Origin of the sequence: Massilia sp. Bi118, from assembly GCF_918697865.1 — a bacterium.
In the GTDB taxonomy this organism is placed as follows: domain Bacteria; phylum Pseudomonadota; class Gammaproteobacteria; order Burkholderiales; family Burkholderiaceae_D; genus Telluria.
On sequence record NZ_CAKKMV010000012.1, the window covers coordinates 178,159 to 198,563 of the forward strand.

Below are 20,405 nucleotides of genomic sequence, written 5' to 3' on the forward strand. Positions count from 1 at the left end.
AGGCTCCCATGACGGTCAATGACATACCACTGATATCGTTTTTCCAGCGGGTGCTCGATCCGCTGATCATCATGGGCACGCTGTACCTGTCCGCGCTGGTCTTCCACGAACCGTTCTCGGGCTACATGCTGGTGCTGATGATCCTGGCCTTCTTCATCTCGTCGGCCGTGTACCAGCACATCGATCCCTACCGCACCTGGCGCAGCGGGCGCATGTGGGCCTACGCGCGCGACACCGTGTTCGGCTGGGCCGTGACCCTGGCCGTGCTGTGGTTCCTCGGCTCGTCGAGCGGGCTGAAGTACTTCTACGACGAACGCGTGCTGATCAGCTGGGCGATCGCCACCCCGGCGATCCTGCTGACCAGCCACATCGCGGCGCGCATGGCCAACTCACCGGGCCGCAGCAAGGAAGTGCGCTCGGTGGTGGTGGTCGGCGTCAACGATGTCGGCCTGAAATTCGCGCGCGTGGTCGAGCAGCACCCGAATCTGTTCATGGCGGTGCGCGGCTTCTTCGACGACCGCACCGACGACCGCATTCCTGCCGGCATGCATTATCCGATGCTGGGCAAGACCGGGGAGCTGGCGCAATACGTGCGCGAGCACGGCACCAAGATGATCTTCATCAGCCAGCCGATCTCGGCCCAGCCGCGCATCCGCAAGCTGATCGACGAGCTGCAGGACACCACGGCCTCGGTCTATTTCCTGCCCGACGTCTACATCTTCGACCTGATGCAGGCGCGCTTCGACAACGTCGGCGGCATGCCGGTGATCGCCATCTGCGAGACGCCCTTCATGGGCCTGAACAGCACCATCAAGCGCGCCTCCGACATCGTGCTGGCCTCGCTGATCCTGCTGCTGCTGGCGCCGCTGATGCTGGTGGTGGCCGCCGCCGTACGGATCAGCTCGCCGGGACCGGTGATCTTCCGCCAGCGCCGCTACGGCCTGTATGGCGACGAAATCATCGTCTACAAGTTCCGCTCGATGTCGGTGATGGAAAACGGCGCCGCCGTGACGCAGGCGCAAAAGAACGACGGCCGCGTGACGAAGATCGGCGGCTTCCTGCGCCGCACCTCGCTGGACGAGCTGCCGCAGTTCGTCAACGTGCTGCAGGGACGCATGAGCATCGTCGGCCCGCGCCCGCATGCGGTCGCGCACAACGAGCAATACCGCAAGCTGATCAAAGGCTACATGTTGCGCCACAAGGTCAAGCCGGGCATTACCGGTTGGGCCCAGGTCAATGGCCTGCGTGGTGAAACCGCCACGCTGGACAAGATGGAAGCGCGCATCCAGTACGACCTCGATTACCTGCGCAACTGGTCCCTGTGGCTGGACCTGTGGATCGTATTGAAGACGGTCAAGGTAGTGCTGACGCGCGAGAACGCGTTTTGACCTTAACCGTAACTTAAAGGGGCGCATTCAAACGGATCGGCGCTTGCGGGTCCGGTTGGGCTGCGTAGAATAATTGATGAGAATGCAATATTTTGAAGGGCACGCCAGATCATGAAAAAAGCGCTGATCACGGGAGTGACCGGGCAGGATGGTTCCTATCTCGCCGAGCTGCTGCTCGCCAAGGGCTACGAAGTACACGGGATCAAGCGGCGCGCTTCGCTGTTCAACACCGAGCGCATCGACCACATCTACCAGGATCCCCACGTCGAAAACAAGAATTTCTTCCTGCACTACGGCGACCTGTCGGATACCTCGAACCTGAACCGCATCATGTGCGAGGTCAAGCCGGACGAGGTCTATAACCTGGGCGCGATGAGCCATGTGGCGGTCTCTTTCGAATCGCCGGAATACACGGCCGACGTCGACGGCATCGGCACCCTGCGCCTGCTGGAAGCGATCCGCTTCCTGGGCCTGGAAAAGACGACCCGCTTCTACCAGGCCTCGACCTCCGAGCTCTACGGCCTGGTGCAGGAAACCCCGCAGCGCGAGACCACGCCTTTCTATCCGCGCAGCCCGTATGCGGTGGCCAAGCTCTACGCCTACTGGATCACGGTCAATTACCGCGAAGCCTATGGCATGTATGCCTGCAACGGCATCCTGTTCAACCACGAATCCCCGCGCCGCGGCGAAACCTTCGTCACCCGCAAGATCACCCGCGGCCTGGCGAACATCGCGCAGGGACTGGAGCAGCAGCTCTTCCTCGGCAACCTCGATGCGATGCGCGACTGGGGCCATGCGCGCGACTACGTCGAGATGCAGTGGCTGATGCTGCAGCAGGACAAGCCCGAGGACTACGTGATTGCCACCGGGCGCCAGTACTCCGTGCGCTACTTCGTCGAGCTCGCCGCGCGCGAGCTGGGCATCGAACTCGCCTGGCAGGGCGAGGGCGTGAACGAACGCGGCGTGATCGCTTCCGTCACCGGCGATAAAGCGCCAGGGGTTGTGATAGGGCAACCGATCGTCGCGGTCGATCCTCAATACTTCCGCCCGACGGAGGTCGATACGCTGCTGGGGGACCCGGGCAAGGCGCGCACGCGCCTGGGCTGGGAACCGCGCACCAGTTTCGAAGCGATGGTGCAGGAAATGGTGGCGACCGACCTGGACAAGGCGCGCCGCCACAAGCTGCTGGCATCGCATGGTTACGACGTTGCAATTTCACTGGAGTGAACGTTGACTACTCAGCCCCGGATCTACGTCGCCGGCCATAACGGCCTGGTCGGCTCGGCCATCGTGCGCATCCTGCGTGCGCAAGGCCACACGAATATCGTCACCCGCAGCCACAAGGAACTGGAACTGACCGACCAGGCCCAGGTACGCGAGTTCTTCCGCACCGAGCGCATCGACCAGGTCTACCTGGCCGCGGCGAAAGTGGGCGGCATCCACGCCAACAATACCTATCCGGCGGATTTCATCTACGACAACATGATGGTGCAGGCCAATGTCGTGCACGAAGCGCGCTTCAACGGCGTGCAGAAGCTGCTGTTCCTGGGCTCGTCCTGCATCTATCCGCGCATGGCGCCGCAGCCGATCAAGGAGGAGTACCTGATGAGCGGCATGCTGGAGCCGACCAACGAACCCTATGCGATGGCGAAGATCGCCGGCATCAAGTTGTGCGAAAGCTACAACCGCCAGTACGGCACCGACTACCGCAGCGTGATGCCGACCAATCTCTACGGACCAGGCGACAACTACCACCCGGAAAACAGCCACGTGATCCCGGCCCTGATGCGGCGTTTCCATGAAGCCAGGATGAGCAATGCACCCGAAGTCGTGATCTGGGGCAGCGGCAAGCCGATGCGCGAGTTCCTCTACGTCGACGACATGGCGGCCGCCTGCGTCCACGTGATGAATCTCGACCACGACACCTATGCAAAGCACACCGACCCGATGCACTCGCACATCAACGTCGGCACCGGCGAGGATGTCACCATTGCCGACCTGGCGCGCCTGGTGGGCGACACCGTCGGCTACAGCGGCCGCATCGCCTTCGACACCAGCAAGCCGGACGGCACGCCGCGCAAGCTGCTGGACGTCTCGAAGCTGAAGCAGCTCGGCTGGCAGGCCAGCACGCCACTGCCGGAAGGTCTGAAACGCGCATATGCCGCCTTCGTCGAACTGACGGCAGCGGAACAGAATCGGGCTGCGGCCTGATCCGGCGGGAGCCGCACGCAAGCCTAAGGTTGAGTGTTAGGCGACGAACAGAGCCCCAAGCGTGCGGCACCCAGAATGCATCAGTAGCAGACTGAACAACGGAGACTTTTTGACCTCCCTGCATAAAAAGAGTTCCACCAACCCGAGGAAACTAAAGTGAACATACACCACCTGCCTGCCATGAAAACGACATCTGCTCCCTCCACTCGCAAGCGCGTGCTGTGCGCCGCGCTGATCCTGGTTGCGGCAAGCTTGAGCGCATGCGGCGACAAGGCAAAGGAAAAGAAACCGGGACAAGCCCTGGCCAGCGTCAACGGCGAGGAAGTCACCGTGCTGCAGCTGAACGAGGAGCTGCAGCGCGCCGGCGTCACGGCAGCCCAGCAGGAAACCGCCAGCAAGCAATTGCTGCAGGTCCTGATCGACCGCCAGCTGCTGCAGGAGGCGGCGGCCAAGGAAAACCTGGACCGCGACCCCAAGGTCATGCAGGCGATCGACCGCGCCAAATCGCTGATCATCGCCCAGGCCTATCTGCAAAAACGCGTGGGCAACACGAACAAGCCCACGGCGAAAGAGGTGGAAGACTACTTCAACGCGCATCCCGAATTCTTCTCCAACCGCAAGCAATTCAGCATGAACGAAATCGTGATCGCCGCCAACGACCTCACGCCTGAGGTGCGCGCCGCGGCCGATGGCGCCAAGTCGCTGGAAGAGGTCGCGGTGTGGATGGACGCGCACAAGATCAAGTACGGACGCACCCAGATCACCCGCAGCACCGCCGACGTGCCGCCGCAGCTGTCGTCCAAGCTGCTCGGCATGCCGAAGGGACAGCTGTTCGTGGTCAAGGAAGGCCAGCGCGCGATGTTCATTTCCGTGACCGAGGTCAAGGACGCGCCGGTCACGCTTGCCGTCGCCGGCCCGCAGATCGAACAGTTCCTGGTCAACAAGAAGAACAAGGAACTGGCCAACGCCGAGCTGCAGCGCCTGCGCGCCGACGCCAAGATCGAATACATCAACAAGTCGATGATGCCGGATCCGAAATCCGCGCCGACCCTGCCGGCGGGCGCCGCCCCGACCAGCGCGGTGGCCGGCGCCGAGGCGGCGCCGGTTGCCGACCAGAATGGCGGAGCGCCGGGCGCCGCCACGCCGGCAGGCGCCGGCGCCACCCCGGCGCCAGGGGCCGAGGCGAATACCGACAAGGCAGCGCTGGACCGCGGCGTCGCCGGGCTGAAGTGATACGTTCAACATTGATCAAAAAGAGGGAACAAAAATGAAACGACTCGTACACTGGATGATCGCAGCAACCCTGGCACTCGCCGCCGGCTTTACCAGCGCGGCCGAAGTCGTGCTCGGCCCGGGCGACGTGGTCAAGGCATCGGTCTATGGCAGCCCGGACCTGGCCACCGAGACCCGCGTCTCGGAAGCCGGCAGCATGACTTTCCCGCTGCTGGGCGAAGTGCAGGTCGGCGGCCTGACCACGCAGCAGGCCGAGAAGAAGATCGGCGGGCTGCTGGAGAAGGGCGGCTACCTCAAGAAGGCCCAGGTCAACCTCTTGATCACCACGCTGGCCAGCCAGCAGGTGTCGGTGCTGGGCCAGGTCAACCGGCCGGGCCGCTATCCGATCGAAGGTAAACGCAAGGTGCTCGATCTGCTGGCGATTGCCGGCGGCGCCAACGCAGAAGGAAGCGACATGGTTACCCTGGTGCGCACCCGTAACGGCACCACCACCCGCGAAACCATCGACATCGTCGACATGGTGCGCAAGGGCGAACTGAACCGCGACTACGAAGTGGCCGGCGGCGACATCATCTTCGTCGAGCGCGCCCCGCGCGCCTACATCACCGGCGAAGTGAACCGTCCGGGTCCGTTCCGCATCGAGCGCGCCATGACCGTGCAGCAGGCCCTGTCGGCCGGCGGCGGCCTGACCCCGCGCGGCACCCAGCGCGGCCTGCGCGTGACCCGCAAGGATGCGAGCGGCGTGGCGCATACGATCGACGTGAAGAACGACGACCTGGTCCAGACCGATGATGTAATCACTGTAAAAGAAAGCTGGTTCTAAGGTAATCGAGGCCCCGGCTCGCCGGGGTCTCTTTGTTCCACCCCGTTTTGAAAAAGGTTCAACATGAACGTCCATCAATTCCTGCTGATCTTGCTTGCACGGAAGAAGATCATTCTGACGACCCTGCTGGTCACGGTTGCGCTGGCCCTCGGGGTCAGCCTGATCCAGGCCAAGACCTACAAGGCGACAGCATCCGTTCTGTTGAACTACAAGGGCGTGGATCCGCTGACCGGCCTGACCATGCCGGGCCAGCTGCTGCCTGGCTACATGGCCACCCAGATCGACATCATCAGCAGCAAGAACGTGGCCTTGCGGGTGGTCGATGCGCTGCATCTGGCCAACAGCTCGGCCGTCGTCCAGCAGTTCAACGACGATACCGGCGGCCAGGGCTCGGTGCGCGACTGGCTCGCCGACCTGCTGCTGAAGAAGCTCGAGATCGTGCCTTCGCGCGAATCCTCGGTGGTCGAGATCAGCTTCAAGGGCGCCGATCCCGCCTTCGCGGCGGCGGTCGCCAATGCCTTCGCCGACGAGTACGAGAAGATTTCGGTCCAGCTCAAGACCCAGCCGGCCAAGAAGGCGTCGTCGTATTTCAATGAACAGACCAAGCAGCTGCGCGACAACCTCGAAGCCGCCCAGGCCAGATTGTCCAAATACCAGCAGGAGAAGGGCATCGTCAGCCTGGACAACAACCGCGTCGACGTCGAACTGTCGCGTCTGAACGAACTGTCCGGCCAGCTGGTCCAGGCCCAGACCGCCGCCATGGAAGGCAATTCGCGCCAGGCCGCCGCCGGCTCGGCCCTGACTTCGCCGGACGTGGCCAACAATGCCCTGATCCAGCAAATGCGCGCCAACCTGGCGACCGCCGAAGGCAAGTTCGCCGACACCTCGCAGCGCTACGGCCGCAATCACCCGAGCTATATGGCCGCCAAGGCCGAGCTGGACAAGGTGCGCGGCGAGCTGAACGCCGCCCTCGGCACCGTGTCGCGCAGCGTCGGCGCCAACGCCCAGGTGCTGCGCGCCCGCGAATCCGAACTGCGCACCGCCGTGGCCGAGCAAAAGGCCAAGGTGCTGCAGCTGAACCGCGCCCGCGACGAACTCGGCGTGCTGTTGAAAGATCTCGACAGCGCCCAGCGCGCCTTCGACGCCGCTTCCCAGCGCTTCTCGCAGACCCGCATCGAGGCCCAGTCAGAGCAGTCCGACATCTCCTTGCTGAACCCGGCCGTGCCGCCGACCGAACCGGCAGGCCCGCGCGTGCTGCTGAACACCCTGATCGGCATCCTGGCCGGTACCGTGCTGGGCGTTGGCCTGGCCCTGCTGCTGGAACTGCTGAACCGCCCGGTGCGCTCGCCGGACGACGTCAAGGACATGCTGGGCATTCCGGTGCTCGGCACCATCGAATGGAAGCAGGCCGGCCCCCGTACCGGCGGCATCCGTTCGCTGATGAACTCGCGCCGCCTGCTGCGACTGAACTGACCGAGGACCGATTATGAATTCTCCGATGCTATCCGCCGTCCCCGCCGACCACGCCGCCGAAATGAGCATGGGCGCGCTCCTGCTCGATTCCGGCAAGCTCAATCCCGAAGATGCGGAGCGCGTGCTGCGCATGCAGAAGGAAACCGGGATCCGCTTCGGCGAAGCGGCCGTGCGCCTGGGCCTGGTGAGCGAGGACGACATCCAGCAGATGCTGGCGCGCCAGTTCTCCTATCCCTATCTGCAGAAAGGGCAGGCCGGCCTGTCGCCCAAGCTGATCGCGGCCTACGAGCCGTTCTCGCCGCAGGTGGAATCGCTGCGCGCGATCCGCAGCCAGCTGATGCTGCGCTGGTTCGCACGCGGACGGCGCGCCCTGGCCATCGTCGGCGTCGACCAGGACGACGGCGCGGCGCTGTTCGCTGCCAACCTGGCGATCGTGTTTTCGCAACTGGGCGAGCAGACCCTGCTGGTGGACGCCAACCTGCGCGCCCCGCGCCAGCAGGATGCGTTCGCGATCAAGCCGCGCGCCGGCCTGTCCGATTTGCTGGCCGGACGCGCCGACCTCGACGTGATTGCCCGCGTGCCGGCCTTCGTCGACCTGTCGGTAATGCCGGCCGGGACCCTGCCGCCGAACCCGCAGGAACTGCTGGCGCGCGAAGGCTTCCGCAACCTCAATACCCAGCTCGAGAGCCGCTACGACATCGTGCTGTACGACGTGCCGCCTTTCCAGGCCGGCGTCGACGCGGTGGCGGTGGCGAGCCGCGCCGGCGGCGCGCTGCTGGTCACGCGCAAGAACTACACCCGCATCTCGCACATCGGCCGCACCGCCGAGCAGCTGGTCGACGCCGGCTGCGAGATCCTCGGTTCGGTGGTGATGGAGTTCTGAGATGAATACGCTGGCCATCCGTTCGATGCAGCAGATACGTGCCGCACTGCCCGAATGGTGGCCGGTGCTGCTGGGCCTGGCCGTGCTGTTCGTGCCGACCTTCTACGACCTGTTCACCGGCGCCTGGGTCGGCGAAGAGCAGGGCCACGGCCCGATCATCTTCGGCCTGGCCTTGTGGCTGATCTACCGCAAATGGCCGGAGATGCTGGCCGCCACCACGCCGCCGCGCGTCCACTGGGCCGGCTGGCCCATCCTCGTGTTCGGCCTGCTGTGCCACACGCTGGGCCGCTCGCAGAAGATCCTGATGCTGGAAGTCCTGTCCATCATCCTGGTGATGATGGCGGTGCTGCTGGTCAAGCGCGGCGGACGCGCGCTGGGCGTGCTGTGGTTCCCCTTCTTCTTCATGATCTTCATGGTGCCGCTGCCCAGCGAATTCGTGGCCGCGGTGACGATGCCGATGAAGATGGCGGTGTCCTGGGCCACCGAGCACATCCTGTTCGCCTTCGGCTACCCGATCAGCCGCTCCGGCGTGATCCTGCAGATCGGCCAGTACCAGCTGCTGGTGGCGGACGCCTGCGCCGGCCTGCAGACCCTACTGACCCTGGAAGCGCTGGGCCTGTTCTACCTGAACCTGATGCGCCATCCGTCGGCCTTCCGCAACATCGGCCTGGCGATCTTCATCATCCCGATTTCCTTCTCGGCCAACGTGATCCGCGTGATCGTGCTGACCCTGATCACCTATTACTACGGCGACGCCGCGGGGCAGGGCTTCCTGCACGGCTTTGCCGGCATGGTGCTGTTCGTCACGGCGCTGGTGCTGATCCTGGCTATCGACTCGGCCCTGCAGTGGTACATCCGGCGCAAGGAAAGCACGACGACGCCCTTGCGCACGAAGGAGGCCGCATGAACCGCAGATTCGTTGCCAGTATCGTGCTGGGCCTGGCAATGGCCGGGACCACGGCCCTGACCGCGGCCCTGACGCCCAAGCAGAAGATCGCCGACGCCAAGGCCAACTTCAGCCTCGACACCATGATCCCGACGCGCTTCGCCGGCTGGACCGTCGACGCCAGCGTGGTGCCGCTCACGCCCGAGCCCTCGCAGAAGGAAATGATCGCGGCGCTCTACGACCAGACCCTGTCGCGCACCTATGTGAACGCCCAGGGGCAGCGGGTGATGCTGTCGATCGCCTACGGCGGCGACCAGAGCAAGCAGTTGCAGCTGCACCTGCCCGAAGTCTGCTACGTGGCCCAGGGCTTCGACATGCTCAAGAACCATACCGACCAGCTGGCGACCAGCTACGGCACGGTACCGGTCAAGCGCCTGGTGGCGCGCCAGAACACGCGCAACGAGCCGATCACCTACTGGGTCACGATCGGCGACAAGGCCGTGATGTCGGGCGTGGAGCAGAAAATGTCGCGCCTCATGTACGGCCTGTCGGGCCGGATTCCGGACGGCATGCTGGTGCGCGTTTCCACCCTGGGAACGGACGAGGCCGGCGCGTATGCGCTGCAGGACCGCTTCGTCAACGAGATGCTCGGCGCCCTCGACAAGAACGGCAGGGCTCGCCTGCTGGGCGCCGCCACCACGCACGGATAAGGGCTTGCTATGCAGAACCTGACCCTTTACCTGTATACCTCGCTGCCTTTCATCATCGTCGTGCTGCTGTGCTTGCTCATGGTGATCGGCGCCGGCGTCGGCATGGTGCGGCCGCGCTGGCTGGCCTACGGCTACATGCTGGTCTTCTTCCTGATGAACTCGACCAGCTATGGCTCGCTGTCGACCATCTCTTCGCCCGGCATCTATACGCGCGGCTCGGGCATGCTGCTGTTCCCGCTGCTGTTCTGGATGATGCTGGCCTTCTGGTGCTGCGCCCGCGTGTCGGCCACCTTCCAGGGCTATCCGGCGCCGCCCTGCAACCTGCGCTCCTGGTTCCTGGCCTGGTTCCTGTTGCTGATCGGCCATCTCGCGGTCGGCCTGTTTGCGGACGTCAAGCTGCAGGACATCCTGGCCGTGTCGGGTTTCTCGAACGTCATCTGGATGGCGCCGCTGATCTCGCTCCTGCTGCTGTGCTTCCGCACCCGCGAGGACGCGATCGAGCTGTCGCGCTTCATCATGCTGGCCGGCCTGGGCCGGGCCATGTTCGGCCTGGCGCGCTGGGCCGCCTTCGGTGGCGACCCGAACAACGTGTACGCCAACATGAATGCGATCAAGATCAAGCTGACCTTCTTCGACATCAACGACAGCCTGCTGTGCACGGTCGCCTTCGCGATCGCCGCGGTCAACCTGTTCCAGATCGTCAAGACCCAGCGCTCGGCCTTCTGGCGCCTGGTGGAGTGGGCGACCCTGGGCGCGACCGCCATCTGCGTGGTGCTGTCCTACCGCCGCAGCGCCTGGATCGGCTTCGTGCTGGCCTTCCTGATCATCATGATGCGCTTTCCGATGCGCCGCCGCATTCACATGATGGCGCTGGGCGCTCCGGTGGTCGGCGCCGGCCTGCTGTATGCGGCGCTCAAGCGCCTCGGCCAGACCAAGGGCGCGGGCCATGGCCTGTCCAGCCTGTTCTTCGACATGCAGTCGCACCGTTTCGGCGCCGAGAGCGAGCGCGTGATGGAGCTGAAGTTCGCGCTGGCCGACTTCATCTCGCATCCTTTCACCGGTATCGGCACCTGGGGCCGCTACACCGGCTACCAGCAGATCTCCTGGCAGGCGAATCCGGACGGCGGCCTGTTCCTGCACAGCGGCGTGCTGCACATCGCCCTGAAAGCCGGCCTGCCGGGCCTGATCCTGCTGGGCGGCACCATCTGGGCCTTCTGCGTCTTCGCGCGGCGCGCCCTGCGCACGGTTTCGCCCGAGGTGCTGGGCCTGGCCACCGCCGGGGCGGCGGGGCTGGCCTTCATGCTGCCCGACCTGCTGGTCGGCACGCCTTTCCCGCAAGTGCGCACGACCCAGATGCTGGCGATCTGCCTGGCCCTGCCTTACGTGGCGATGGCCGTGTGCCGCGCGCAGTCGGCCGTGGAAGTGGCGGCGGAGAGGAAGAAGCGCCACCACGTCAAGCTGGTGCCGGCGCAGGTGGCGGTTCGAGGTTAGCCGAGGATGAACCTGAGCCTGCTGCGTAACGCTTTTTCCAACCTGCTCGGCGCCATGATTCCGGCCCTGGTTGCCCTGGGGACGGTTCCGCTCGTGGTCAAGGGACTCGGCGACGCCAACTACGGTGTGTATTCGCTGGTCACCGCCATCGTCGGCTATTTCGCCGTCATCGACATCAACGTCACCGCTGGCTCCGTCAAGTACATCGCCGGCTTCAACGCGAACCGCGACAAGCCCGAGGAGCGCGAGCGCATCAACGAGACCGTGTTCTTCGGCCTGTCCGTCTACACCCTGCTGGGCGTGGCGGGCGGCCTCGGCCTGTTTTTCGGGGCGCATTTCTTCGTGACCCGCGTGTTCACGGTGGCGCCCGGCCTGGTGGAGGAGGCGACCAGGACCCTGCAGCTGGCGGCGCTCGGCTTCTTCCTCGGCCAGCTGCAGAGCTACCTGCAGAGCATTCCCCAGGCGCTGCTGCGCTACGACATCGCCAGCCGCGTCGAGATGCTGTTCGGCACCTGCGTGCCGCTGCTGACGGTGGCCGTGCTGATGCTGGGCTATGGCCTGTTCGAAGTCATCCTGGTGCGGGTGGTGGCCAGCGCCATCAACTGCGTGGTGCTGTGGCGCGCCATCCGCCGCCTGCTGCCCGACCTGGCCTGGCGTACGCCGGGGCCGGCGATCCGGCGCGGCCTGCTCGGCTTTTCCGCCTATTCCTTCCTGAGCCGCTTCGCCACGCTCTCGTATGCCTATGCGGACAAGCTCATCATCGGCGCCCTAGTGGGCGTGACCGGCCTGGCTTACTTTACGGTGGCCTCGACCCTGGCCAACCGCGTGCTGGGCCTGACCTTCCGCCTGTCCGGCGTGTTCTTCCCCGCCACCAGCGCCCTGGCCGCGCGCGGCGAGCTGGAATCCCTGCGCATGCTCTACCTGAAGGCCAGCCGCTATGTGGTGTTCCTGAACGCCTCGGTGCTGGTGCTGGTCTCGGCGTTTTCGTACCAGATCCTGTTCTACTGGATGGGGCCGCAGTTCGCGCGTGCCGGCCAGGTGGTGCTCTCGGTGATGGCGCTGTCGCAGTTCATCGACTCGCTCACCAGCCTGCCTTCGCTGGTCAACGACGGCATGGGCCATCCGCGTTATTCCGGCATGTTCGCGCTGGCGCGGGCGCTGGTCGGCCTGGTGCTGGTCTGGCTGGGCGTGGACGGCTGGGGCATCGCCGGCGCCGCCTGGGGCCACCTGATCGCCTCGATCCTCCTGACCAGCAGCTTCCTGGCCGCGGTGCACGGCCGCACCGTGCCGGCCCGCCTGGCCGACCTGCTGCGCCGGGCCTATCTGCCCAGCGTGTTCGGGGTCGGGCTGGTCGCCATCGTGGCCGGCGCCGGCAACCGCCTGTTCGACCGCGGCCCGCTCGACCTGGTGCTGCTGGTACTGCTGACGATGGCGCTGCTGTTCGCCTGGGGCGCCCTGTTCGTGATCGAAAAGGACGACAAGATTCTCGCCTGGTCGCGCGTGAAAGGATTTTTATCGATGAGGAAACCTGTGTGAAGATCCTGATGGTTTCCGAAGACTTGCCGGGCGCCCAGATCGGCGGCCTGGGCAAGCATGTGGTCACCCTGTCCAACGCCCTGCTGGAGCAGGGGCACGACGTCGACATCATGGGGCGCAGCGACCGCTGTCATGCGGACAGCAGCAAGGAGATCGGTTTCAACGGCCGCCTGCTGCCGGGCTTCGACTTTTCCCGGCCCGGCTGGAAAGAGTCGCAGCTGGGCTTCTTCAACCCGATCAAGCGGCCCTGGTTCGCGCGGAATATCGCGCGCGCGCTGCTGCGCGAGGCGGCCAGATACGACGTCGTGCATTACCACGGCCATCTGCCGATGGCCGGGCGCTACGTGCCGCGCGACGTGAACTTCGTGCAGACCCGCCACGACCAGGGCAGCGAGTGCGTGATCCACCTGCGTTTTAAACAAGAACACGTCTGCACGACAATGGATGCGCGCGATTGCGCGGCCTGCATCCATCCGACCCCGAACGCGCTGCGGCGTTCCGTCTCCGGGATGGCGGTGCGGCGCTACCGCTCGGAGACCGCGGATTCCTTCTCGCGCCACAAGACCATCTTCGTGTCGGACTTCCTGCGCCGGTCTTTTCTCCGCGCAGTGCCGGACGCCGACCTGTCGCGCGCCCGCGTGATCCACAACTTCATCCGCTATCCCTACCTGCGCGAGCGCGCCGCCGCCCCTGGCGAGGTGGAGAAGGGCGAGGTGCTGCTGGTCGGGCGCATCGATTCGGGTAAAGGCTTCGGCGAGTTCCTGGCCCAGGTCCAGGGCTGGCTGCCGGCGCACGCGCGCGTGAGCATCATCGGCGACGGCCCGCTGCGGCCCCGGCTCGAGCAGAAATACGCGGGCCCGCAGATCCGCTTCCTCGGCTGGCGCGGCTACGACGAGGTGATCCGCATGTCGGCGCGCAGCCATGTGCTGGTAATTCCCTCGGTGTGGGAGGAGCCCTGCGGCACGACGGTGCTGGAGGCGCTGGCTCTGGGCAAGCAGTGCCTGGCGCTGGCGCGCGGCGGCACGCCGGAGCTGGCGGCCTACCAATACTACGACGGCCAGCTGCAGCTGGCCGAAACCATGCCGCGCCTGGTGGGGCGGCTGGCCGAGCTGCTGGGATGTGCGCCAGTGACGGTGCCGCTCCCGGCTTCCTTCCCCATGGACGTATCAAACGCCATCCCCCGGATACTGGACTTCTATGCAGAATAATACGAACACCAAGCCGACCTTCTCGATCGTCACCTGCACCTGGAACAGCGCCGCCACCCTGGCCGATACCCTGGCCTCGGTGCAGCGCCAGACCTGCCAGGACGTCGAGCACATCTTCGTCGACGGCGGCTCCACCGACGGCACCCTGGAGCTGATCGCCGCCTACCCGGGCCGCAAGCGCGTGCTGCGCGACGTCGGCGGTGGCATCAGCCGCGCCATGAACCAGGGGATCGAGGCGGCCACCGGCGAATACGTGGCGCACCTGCACTCCGATGACTATTACGCCACCGACGACGTGCTGGCCACGGTGGCCGAGCGCTTTGCCAGGGAGCGGGTCGACTGGGTGTTCGGCAGCGTGCAGGTGCTGAAGGACGGCGAATTGATCCCGCCGTATCCGGTGCTGCCCTTTACCTACCGCTCGTTCGCCGCCGGACGCGCCTCGGTGCCGCATCCGGCCGTGTTCATACGCCGCAGCGCCTTCGGACGGGTCGGCATGTTCGACGAAAAGCTGAAGTACGCGATGGACATCGATTTGTGGCTGCGCCTGGGCCAGGTTGCCAGGCCGGCCACGGTCGACCGCCCGCTGACGGTGTTCCGCGACCACGCCGGCAGCGTGTCCTCGGCCAACAAGATCAAGGCGCGCCAGGAAGAATTCCAGGTGCGGCGCCGCTACATGCACCAGGCGCCGCTGGCCTTCGGCATCTACTGTTTGCGTTACATGAAACGGATGCGGGCCTTGCGCGCGGAGGCGGCGCACTGATACAGCTACTTATGGTATTCGTGACAAGTTTGACAAATCGCTCTCGGAGTTTCAAGACTGTCTTTTCAGTGAAAAAACGTACTTGGCATTTTTGAAAATATTGCTTCATCAAACTTGTCGTTACGCTCGTTGGATTTTCGCGATGGACGAGAAAAATCTTTGATTTCTAAGGGAAATTTTCCGCAAGTCAATTGATGTGCGGTACTATTATTCGTGATCGGACAGCGCTTTTCACTCGCAAGAGCGCGCGTCGCCGAATACGCCTGGCGCCACGCCGACGGGCCATCTCTTGTAAGTCTTAGTCAATTTTCTCGGAGCTTCCACATGAAATTTCATCGGAAAGGTATCGTCCTCGCGGTTGCACTGACGTCGCTGTTCTGCTCGTTCAGTGCGCGTGCCGACTGGGCGCAATCCACCGATCCCCTGGTCGTCCAGCCGGCACCGGCCAACGGCCAGGTGCAGGCGCAGAACCCGCCGGGTTTTGCCTGGGCGCGCTACGCGACCGGCCCGGCCAGCTATGAAATCGAGATCACCCCCGTCGGCGGTTCGCCGGTGAAAGCCACCGTCGACCGTAACTGGTACCTGCCGACCAAGGCCATGGCGCTCGGCAACTACACCTGGCGCGTGCGCCCGGCCGGTTCGAGCGACTGGTCGAGCCCGCGTTCCTTCGCTATCACCAGCAAGTCGGTCACCTTCGAAGTGCCGGACAACGCCACCCTCCGTGCGCGCATCCTGGCCAAGGCCCGCCCGCGCTCGCTGCCGTTGACCACCACGCCGTTCTCGACCTGGAATACCGCCAAGAAGACCGAGCTCGAGCCGTACCTGAGCCGCCTGACCAACGTCGTCAAGCTGCAGGCGAGCGCGCTGCCCGACCTGAGCGATGCGCGCTGGCCGATCGTCATCGGCGCCCCGCTGACCGCGCAGATGGCCGCCCAGCAGACCGATGTCCGCAACAAGATCAACGAAGCGACCAGCCAGATGGAAGCCGCGGCCCTGTTGTGGCGCATCAAGAAGGACCCGATCTACCTGACCGAGGCGATCAAGCGCGGCGACCAGCTCGCCTCCCTGACCCCGAGCGGCCCGACCAGCTACGCCAATCAGGACCAGGCGACCCGCCAGATCGCGCTCTCGCTGATCAAGACCATCGACATGCTGCCGGGCGACCTCGACGGCGCGCGCCGCAACCGCTGGCTGGACATCGTGCGCGTCCGCACCAACGAGATGTACAACAGCCTGGCCGGCGACAACGGCCGCCTGGACCAGTTCCCGTTCGACTCGCACGGCAACACGCTGATGATCTTCATGTCGCTGATCTCGAGCCTGTCGCTGGGCGACATCCCGGACGCGCAGAAGTGGTTCGACTTCTGCTTCCGCGCCTACGTCAACAATCCGTCGCCCTGGGCCGGCCCGGAAGGCGGCTACGCCAACGGCACCGCCTACGCCGAGTACGCGGCCGCCTACATGGTCGCCCTGTGGGACTCGATCAACCAGGCGACCGGCGTGAACATGTACGCCAAGCCCTGGACCCTGGGCTTCCTCGACTTCGCAATGATGCTGACCCCGCCGGGCGCCAAGGTCCACGCCTTCGGCGACGGTGCCGAGACCAAGCCGGATCCGCGCGTGTTCCGCGCTTTTGCACAGCGCATGGTCAACCCGCGCGCCAACTGGTACCAGTCCAAGCTGAGCGGCCTCGAGGATGCCATGCAGGTGCTGGAAGCGCCGTACCCGATGCCGATCGCCGGCAACACCGTGTTCTCGCCGCCGTCGAACGAAGCCTACTATCCGAGCACCGGCTGGGTTGCGATCCATAGCGATATCGGCAACACCAACCGCAGCTCCTTCTACTTCAAGTCGAGCCCCTACGGTTCCTTCAACCACAGCCACGGCGACCAGAACGGCCTGCTGCTGTCGGTGGCCGGCCAGCCGCTGCTGGTCAAGGCCGGCTGGTATGACTGGTACGGCTCGCCGCAATGGAGCGACTGGTACCACCAGACCAAATCGCAGAATGCCGTCACTTTCGACGGCGGCAAGGGCCAGCTGGTGAGCGGCTACCGCGAGCAGCTGCAGCGCAACGGCAAGATCACCGGCTGGGCGGTGAACGGCAACTACGACTATGCCGAAGGCGATTCGACCCCGGCCTACGGTGGCCAGCTGACCATGGCCAAGCGCCAGATCTGGTACATCAAGGGCCAGGATGCGATGCTGGTGCGCGACAAGCTGTCGGCGGTGGTCCCGCACACCTACGAGTTCAACATCCACGCCCCGGTGGCGTTCACGGTGGAGAGCCCGTCGAGCGTGAAGATCTCGGCCGGCGGCCAGTCGGTCTGCCTGCGTGACCTGAACGGCAACGCACCGTTCGCCACCTGGGCCGGCCCGGCCCCGAAAGCCGGCACGACCGAAGCCCACGGCGCCTTCTACCTGAAGAACGACGGCAAGTCGGTCGGCGAGTTCCTGGTCCTGATGGACGTCGGCTGCAAGCGTCCTGCGGTCAAGATCGCGGCCAGCGGCACCAGCCGCGCGGTCACGATCGGCAGCCAGACCATCACCGTTAATTGAGCCTAGCGCGGCTGGAACTGTTCCAGCCGCGCGCGCATCCGGGCCGCCAGTTCTTCCTGCAGGCGGTGTTCCGCCGCCGACGCCGCATCCATGCGCTCGCCCTGGCGCTCAGCCTCCTCGAAGTCGTCCTCGTTCGCAAACAGCGAACGCTCCACCCGCGGATCCAGTTCCCGTGCCCGCTGCGCCAGCCGGAAGATGCTGCGCGCCGCGTCTATCCATTCGCCGCGCGCCTGCAGGCTGAGGTGCTGGTGCTGCATCTGGGCCTGCAGCGCCGCCATCAAGCCATCCGAGATGTCCTTGCGCTGGTCTTCGGGATGCTCCTCGAGCACCGGCACCAGCTGGCGGGTCGCTTCGACCAGCCACTGCCGGACCAGCTTCCGGTGTTCTTCCACCAGCGCTTCCAGCGCGGCGATCACGGCCAGCGAGGTCGCCACGCCTTCCATCGAGGACAGCCTTTCCACCGTCACCACCTTTTCCAGTTCGAGCGCAGTCTGGCGCGCGGCGTAGGCCTGGGACAGGGCCAGGCCATTGCGCTGCAGTTGCAGCATGAGCTGGATGAGGGCTTGCCGGGGTGGGAGTTCCATAGGCTGTACGCTTGGCTTTTGCGTGGGCGGTGTGTGCCCACCCTACGTTAGAATCGGCTCCATGTCGAGTCAACAACCGAACTCCCCGCTGTCGATCGCCTTCATCGTCCGCGATCCCTTGCCGCCGATCCGCGCGGACGTCCTGACCCTGTTCGGCGCCGAAATGCCGCGCTATGGCGTCCACACCGAGCTGGTGGGGCAGGGCGGCAGCGAGGCGCCGGCGTCGCCCTGGCCGGCCGGCGGCATGCACGTGGTGGGCAGCCTGCGCTCGCGCTTCGCCAGCATCTGCTCGCCCTTGTGGGACCTGGTCGGCCTGTGGCGCTCCTTGCGCAAGCAGCGTCCGCACTGCCTGCAGGTGCGCGACAAGATCGCCAGCGGCGTGCTGGGCCGCGTGATGGCCGCGCTGCTGCGCGTGCCTTTCGTCTACTGGATGTCCTTTCCCATCGTCGAAGGCTTCGAGGTGCGCCGCGACGACATCGCGCGCCAGGAACGCGGCCTCAAGGGACGCCTGAAATGGGCCGCCCACGCGCTGCGGGCCTGGGCCTCGCGCATCGCGATCTATAAACTGGTGCTGCCGGGCGCGCGCCACATTTTCGTCCAGAGCGATGCGATGGCCGACTGGCTGGCCGCGAAAGGTTTCGAGCGCGCGCGCATGACGGCGGTGCCGATGGGCGTCGACGCCGCCCTGTTCGACCGCGCCGCCGTCGCTCCGGTCGAGGACGCGCGCCTGGACGGCCGCCGCGTGGTGCTCTACCTGGGCCGCATTGCGCAGTCGCGCAAGTCCGATTTCCTGCTGGACGTCGCGGCGCAATTGCGCGAGGCCATGCCCGAGACCCTGCTGGTGATCGCCGGCGACGCCCCCTCGGACGACGAAATGGCCTGGATGCGCCGCGAGATCGCCGGCCGAGGCCTGGAAGAGCACGTGCTGCTGACCGGCTGGCTGCCCCAGCGCACGGCGCTCGGCTATGCGGTGCGGGCCGAGGTCGGGCTGTCGCCGATTCCGCGCGGCACCCTGTTCGACGTCTCCTCGCCGACCAAGCTGGTCGAGTACCTGGCGCTGGGCATCCCCAGCGTGGCCAACGACATTCCCGACCAAAAGCTGGTCGTCGAGCAGAGCGGGGCGGGGCTGTGCGTGCCCATGGAAGCCCGCGCTTTCGCCACGGCCACCCTGCAATTATTGAAGGATCCCGAGCAAGCCCGGCAGTTCGGGATGCGTGGCCCAGCGTACGTAAAGGGCCACCGCACCTATGATATTCTCGGTCGAAATGTTGCAAAAACTTACAAGAAGATCCTGATGGAGTAAGCGTGCATGTCGTGGACCCGGTCGCTCAAGTTTTCCCTGCGTTCGCTCGGGCGTGAGCTGGTCCGCAACATCTGGGGGCGCGTCTTCGTCTACCCGGCCCTGGCCGCCAACGAACGCTCGCGCGAGCACCTGGCCCGCTACGTGGCGCAGCGCGCGGCAAAGGCGGGCGTGCCGCTGGACGGCGATCCCTTCAGCCTGCCGCGCCTGGCGCCGGATACGCCGCTGCTCACCAAGCAGGACGTGCGCCAGCATCCGGAACGCCTGCTGCGTCCGCGGCGTTTCGGCTCCCTGATCCGCTCCACCATCAAGACCAGCGGTACCTCGGGCACCCCGCTCACCATCGTGCAGTCGCTCGGCAACATGGTGCGCGAGGAGGGCTTCGTCTACCGCCAGCTGCGCTGGATAGGCTGGCGCCCCATGCAGCGGCGCGCCTGGATCCGCGGCGACATCGTCTGCGCCGACCATCCGCAGGACGGCCGCTACTGGTGCCGCGACTGGGTCGGCAATATGCTGATGATGTCGTCCTACCACTTGTCCAATGAGACCATCGGCGCCTATATCGCCGCGCTGGAAGCCTTCGAGCCGGTCGTGATCCACGCCTACCCATCCTCGATCGCGGCGCTGGCCGCCTGGCTGAACGCGCGCGGACGGCGCTATGGCGGGCACAAGCTGCGCGGCGTGATGACTTCGTCCGAAACCATGGAGCCGGAGGTGAGGGCGGCGGTCGAGCAGGCCTTCGGCGTGCGCGTGTTCGACTGGTACGGCCAGTCGGAACGGGTGGCTGCCATCGGCAGCTGCGAGCACGGCAGCTACCATGTGATCACCGACTACAGCGGCGTGGCCCTGCTCAAGATCGAGGAACTGAGGGACAAGCCGGATGCGTGGGAGCTGGTCGGCACCAGCCTGAACAACCTGGCGATGCCGCTGGTCCATTACCGCACCGGCGATACGGTGGTCCCCGGCGACGAGCCTTGTCCTTGCGGCCGCGTGTTCCCGACCATCAAGACCGTACTGGGACGCCAGGAAAAAGTCATCACCTTGCCAAACGGCCGGCTGATCGGCCGACTGGACCGCATCTTCCAGGGCCACGACCGCCACCTGGTCGAGGGGCAGGTGTCGTACCGCGGCAACGGCCGCTTCCTGCTGAGAGTCGTCACTACCGAGGGCTGGAGCGAGGCCGACGAGCGCGCCATGATCGCCAAATTCCTGTTGCGCGTGCCCGGCGTCGAGGTGACGGTGCAAAAAGTCGACGCCATCCCGCGCGGCCGCAATGGCAAATTCGAATTCGTTGTTGTCGAAGAAGAAGGTGAACTGTGCGCACCCCGGGAAATTCATGATGTATGATCGAAACATTGCCCTA

Annotated in this window: 17 protein-coding genes; 16 read left to right on the top strand and 1 reads right to left on the bottom strand. The window is 65.4% G+C overall.

Translation table 11 applies throughout. The annotated features are described in order from the left end of the window. Positions 1 to 8 precede the first annotated feature (8 nt). From LQV39_RS18635 to LQV39_RS18700, 14 genes are all read left to right on the top strand, one after another. On the top strand, positions 9 to 1,388 hold the full coding sequence (locus tag LQV39_RS18635) for an undecaprenyl-phosphate glucose phosphotransferase (RefSeq protein ID WP_230027633.1): 1,380 nt from the start codon (positions 9 to 11) through the stop codon (positions 1,386 to 1,388). Positions 1,389 to 1,499: 111 nt separating this feature from the next. Continuing rightward, positions 1,500 to 2,615, top strand: coding sequence for a GDP-mannose 4,6-dehydratase (gmd, locus tag LQV39_RS18640; protein WP_230027634.1), 1,116 nt, complete (start codon positions 1,500 to 1,502; stop codon positions 2,613 to 2,615). 3 nt (positions 2,616 to 2,618) lie between these two features. Further along, on the top strand, positions 2,619 to 3,599 hold the full coding sequence (locus tag LQV39_RS18645; RefSeq protein WP_230027635.1) for a GDP-L-fucose synthase: 981 nt from the start codon (positions 2,619 to 2,621) through the stop codon (positions 3,597 to 3,599). Between the two features lie 180 nt (positions 3,600 to 3,779). Further along, positions 3,780 to 4,832 (top strand): EpsD family peptidyl-prolyl cis-trans isomerase, encoded by a 1,053-nt coding sequence (locus tag LQV39_RS18650; protein WP_230027636.1) that lies wholly within the window; start codon positions 3,780 to 3,782, stop codon positions 4,830 to 4,832. A gap of 34 nt (positions 4,833 to 4,866) precedes the next feature. Further along, positions 4,867 to 5,655, top strand: coding sequence for a polysaccharide export protein EpsE (epsE, locus tag LQV39_RS18655; RefSeq protein ID WP_230027637.1), 789 nt, complete (start codon positions 4,867 to 4,869; stop codon positions 5,653 to 5,655). A 63-nt stretch (positions 5,656 to 5,718) separates the two neighbouring features. Then, positions 5,719 to 7,128 carry a chain length determinant protein EpsF gene (gene epsF, locus LQV39_RS18660; RefSeq protein WP_230027638.1) on the top strand — a complete coding sequence of 470 codons (1,410 nt, stop codon included), beginning with the start codon at positions 5,719 to 5,721 and terminating at the stop codon, positions 7,126 to 7,128. A 13-nt stretch (positions 7,129 to 7,141) separates the two neighbouring features. Next, the gene (gene epsG / locus LQV39_RS18665) at positions 7,142 to 8,011 is read left to right on the top strand and encodes a chain length determinant protein tyrosine kinase EpsG (RefSeq protein WP_230027639.1); all 870 of its coding nucleotides are present in this window, start codon (positions 7,142 to 7,144) and stop codon (positions 8,009 to 8,011) included. A gap of 1 nt (position 8,012) precedes the next feature. Beyond that, the gene (gene xrtB / locus LQV39_RS18670) at positions 8,013 to 8,918 is read left to right on the top strand and encodes an exosortase B (protein WP_230027640.1); all 906 of its coding nucleotides are present in this window, start codon (positions 8,013 to 8,015) and stop codon (positions 8,916 to 8,918) included. Continuing rightward, the gene (gene epsI / locus LQV39_RS18675; protein ID WP_230027641.1) at positions 8,915 to 9,607 is read left to right on the top strand and encodes an exosortase-associated protein EpsI, B-type; all 693 of its coding nucleotides are present in this window, start codon (positions 8,915 to 8,917) and stop codon (positions 9,605 to 9,607) included. The genes xrtB and epsI overlap by 4 nt, the downstream gene beginning before the upstream one ends. 9 nt (positions 9,608 to 9,616) lie before the next feature. Further along, a complete protein-coding gene (locus tag LQV39_RS18680) occupies positions 9,617 to 11,098 on the top strand; it encodes an O-antigen ligase family protein (protein ID WP_230027642.1) in 1,482 nt (493 codons plus the stop codon). Between the two features lie 6 nt (positions 11,099 to 11,104). Next, entirely contained in the window at positions 11,105 to 12,634 is a 1,530-nt protein-coding gene (locus LQV39_RS18685) for an oligosaccharide flippase family protein (protein WP_230027643.1), read from the top strand. Continuing rightward, on the top strand, positions 12,631 to 13,842 hold the full coding sequence (locus LQV39_RS18690) for a glycosyltransferase family 4 protein (RefSeq protein WP_230027644.1): 1,212 nt from the start codon (positions 12,631 to 12,633) through the stop codon (positions 13,840 to 13,842). The genes LQV39_RS18685 and LQV39_RS18690 overlap by 4 nt, the downstream gene beginning before the upstream one ends. Further along, positions 13,832 to 14,602, top strand: coding sequence for a glycosyltransferase family 2 protein (locus tag LQV39_RS18695; RefSeq protein ID WP_230027645.1), 771 nt, complete (start codon positions 13,832 to 13,834; stop codon positions 14,600 to 14,602). Before LQV39_RS18690 ends, LQV39_RS18695 begins: the two co-directional genes overlap by 11 nt. Positions 14,603 to 14,926: 324 nt before the next feature. Further along, on the top strand, positions 14,927 to 17,158 hold the full coding sequence (locus tag LQV39_RS18700) for a DUF4962 domain-containing protein (protein ID WP_230027646.1): 2,232 nt from the start codon (positions 14,927 to 14,929) through the stop codon (positions 17,156 to 17,158). Between the two features lie 2 nt (positions 17,159 to 17,160). On the opposite strand, the gene LQV39_RS18705 is transcribed toward LQV39_RS18700, so the two are convergent. Next, positions 17,161 to 17,742: a hypothetical protein gene (locus tag LQV39_RS18705; RefSeq protein ID WP_230027647.1), complete on the bottom strand. Its 582-nt coding sequence runs from the start codon at positions 17,740 to 17,742 to the stop codon at positions 17,161 to 17,163. A gap of 61 nt (positions 17,743 to 17,803) precedes the next feature. On the opposite strand from LQV39_RS18705, the gene LQV39_RS18710 reads away from it, so the two are divergent. Together LQV39_RS18710 and LQV39_RS18715 are read left to right on the top strand one after the other, a co-directional pair. Then, entirely contained in the window at positions 17,804 to 19,045 is a 1,242-nt protein-coding gene (locus tag LQV39_RS18710) for a glycosyltransferase (protein WP_230027648.1), read from the top strand. A 6-nt stretch (positions 19,046 to 19,051) separates the two neighbouring features. Next, positions 19,052 to 20,389 carry a phenylacetate--CoA ligase family protein gene (locus LQV39_RS18715; RefSeq protein ID WP_230027649.1) on the top strand — a complete coding sequence of 446 codons (1,338 nt, stop codon included), beginning with the start codon at positions 19,052 to 19,054 and terminating at the stop codon, positions 20,387 to 20,389. Positions 20,390 to 20,405 lie beyond the last annotated feature (16 nt).

Coding starts and splice junctions, on each gene's coding strand:
- LQV39_RS18635 (WP_230027633.1), top strand. CDS start 9: ATGACGGTCAATGACATACCACTGATATCGTTTTTCCAGCGGGTGCTC.
- gmd (WP_230027634.1), top strand. CDS start 1,500: ATGAAAAAAGCGCTGATCACGGGAGTGACCGGGCAGGATGGTTCCTAT.
- LQV39_RS18650 (WP_230027636.1), top strand. CDS start 3,780: ATGAAAACGACATCTGCTCCCTCCACTCGCAAGCGCGTGCTGTGCGCC.
- epsE (WP_230027637.1), top strand. CDS start 4,867: ATGAAACGACTCGTACACTGGATGATCGCAGCAACCCTGGCACTCGCC.
- epsF (WP_230027638.1), top strand. CDS start 5,719: ATGAACGTCCATCAATTCCTGCTGATCTTGCTTGCACGGAAGAAGATC.
- epsG (WP_230027639.1), top strand. CDS start 7,142: ATGAATTCTCCGATGCTATCCGCCGTCCCCGCCGACCACGCCGCCGAA.
- xrtB (WP_230027640.1), top strand. CDS start 8,013: ATGAATACGCTGGCCATCCGTTCGATGCAGCAGATACGTGCCGCACTG.
- epsI (WP_230027641.1), top strand. CDS start 8,915: ATGAACCGCAGATTCGTTGCCAGTATCGTGCTGGGCCTGGCAATGGCC.
- LQV39_RS18680 (WP_230027642.1), top strand. CDS start 9,617: ATGCAGAACCTGACCCTTTACCTGTATACCTCGCTGCCTTTCATCATC.
- LQV39_RS18685 (WP_230027643.1), top strand. CDS start 11,105: ATGAACCTGAGCCTGCTGCGTAACGCTTTTTCCAACCTGCTCGGCGCC.
- LQV39_RS18695 (WP_230027645.1), top strand. CDS start 13,832: ATGCAGAATAATACGAACACCAAGCCGACCTTCTCGATCGTCACCTGC.
- LQV39_RS18700 (WP_230027646.1), top strand. CDS start 14,927: ATGAAATTTCATCGGAAAGGTATCGTCCTCGCGGTTGCACTGACGTCG.
- LQV39_RS18705 (WP_230027647.1), bottom strand. CDS start 17,742: ATGGAACTCCCACCCCGGCAAGCCCTCATCCAGCTCATGCTGCAACTG.
- LQV39_RS18710 (WP_230027648.1), top strand. CDS start 17,804: ATGTCGAGTCAACAACCGAACTCCCCGCTGTCGATCGCCTTCATCGTC.
- LQV39_RS18715 (WP_230027649.1), top strand. CDS start 19,052: ATGTCGTGGACCCGGTCGCTCAAGTTTTCCCTGCGTTCGCTCGGGCGT.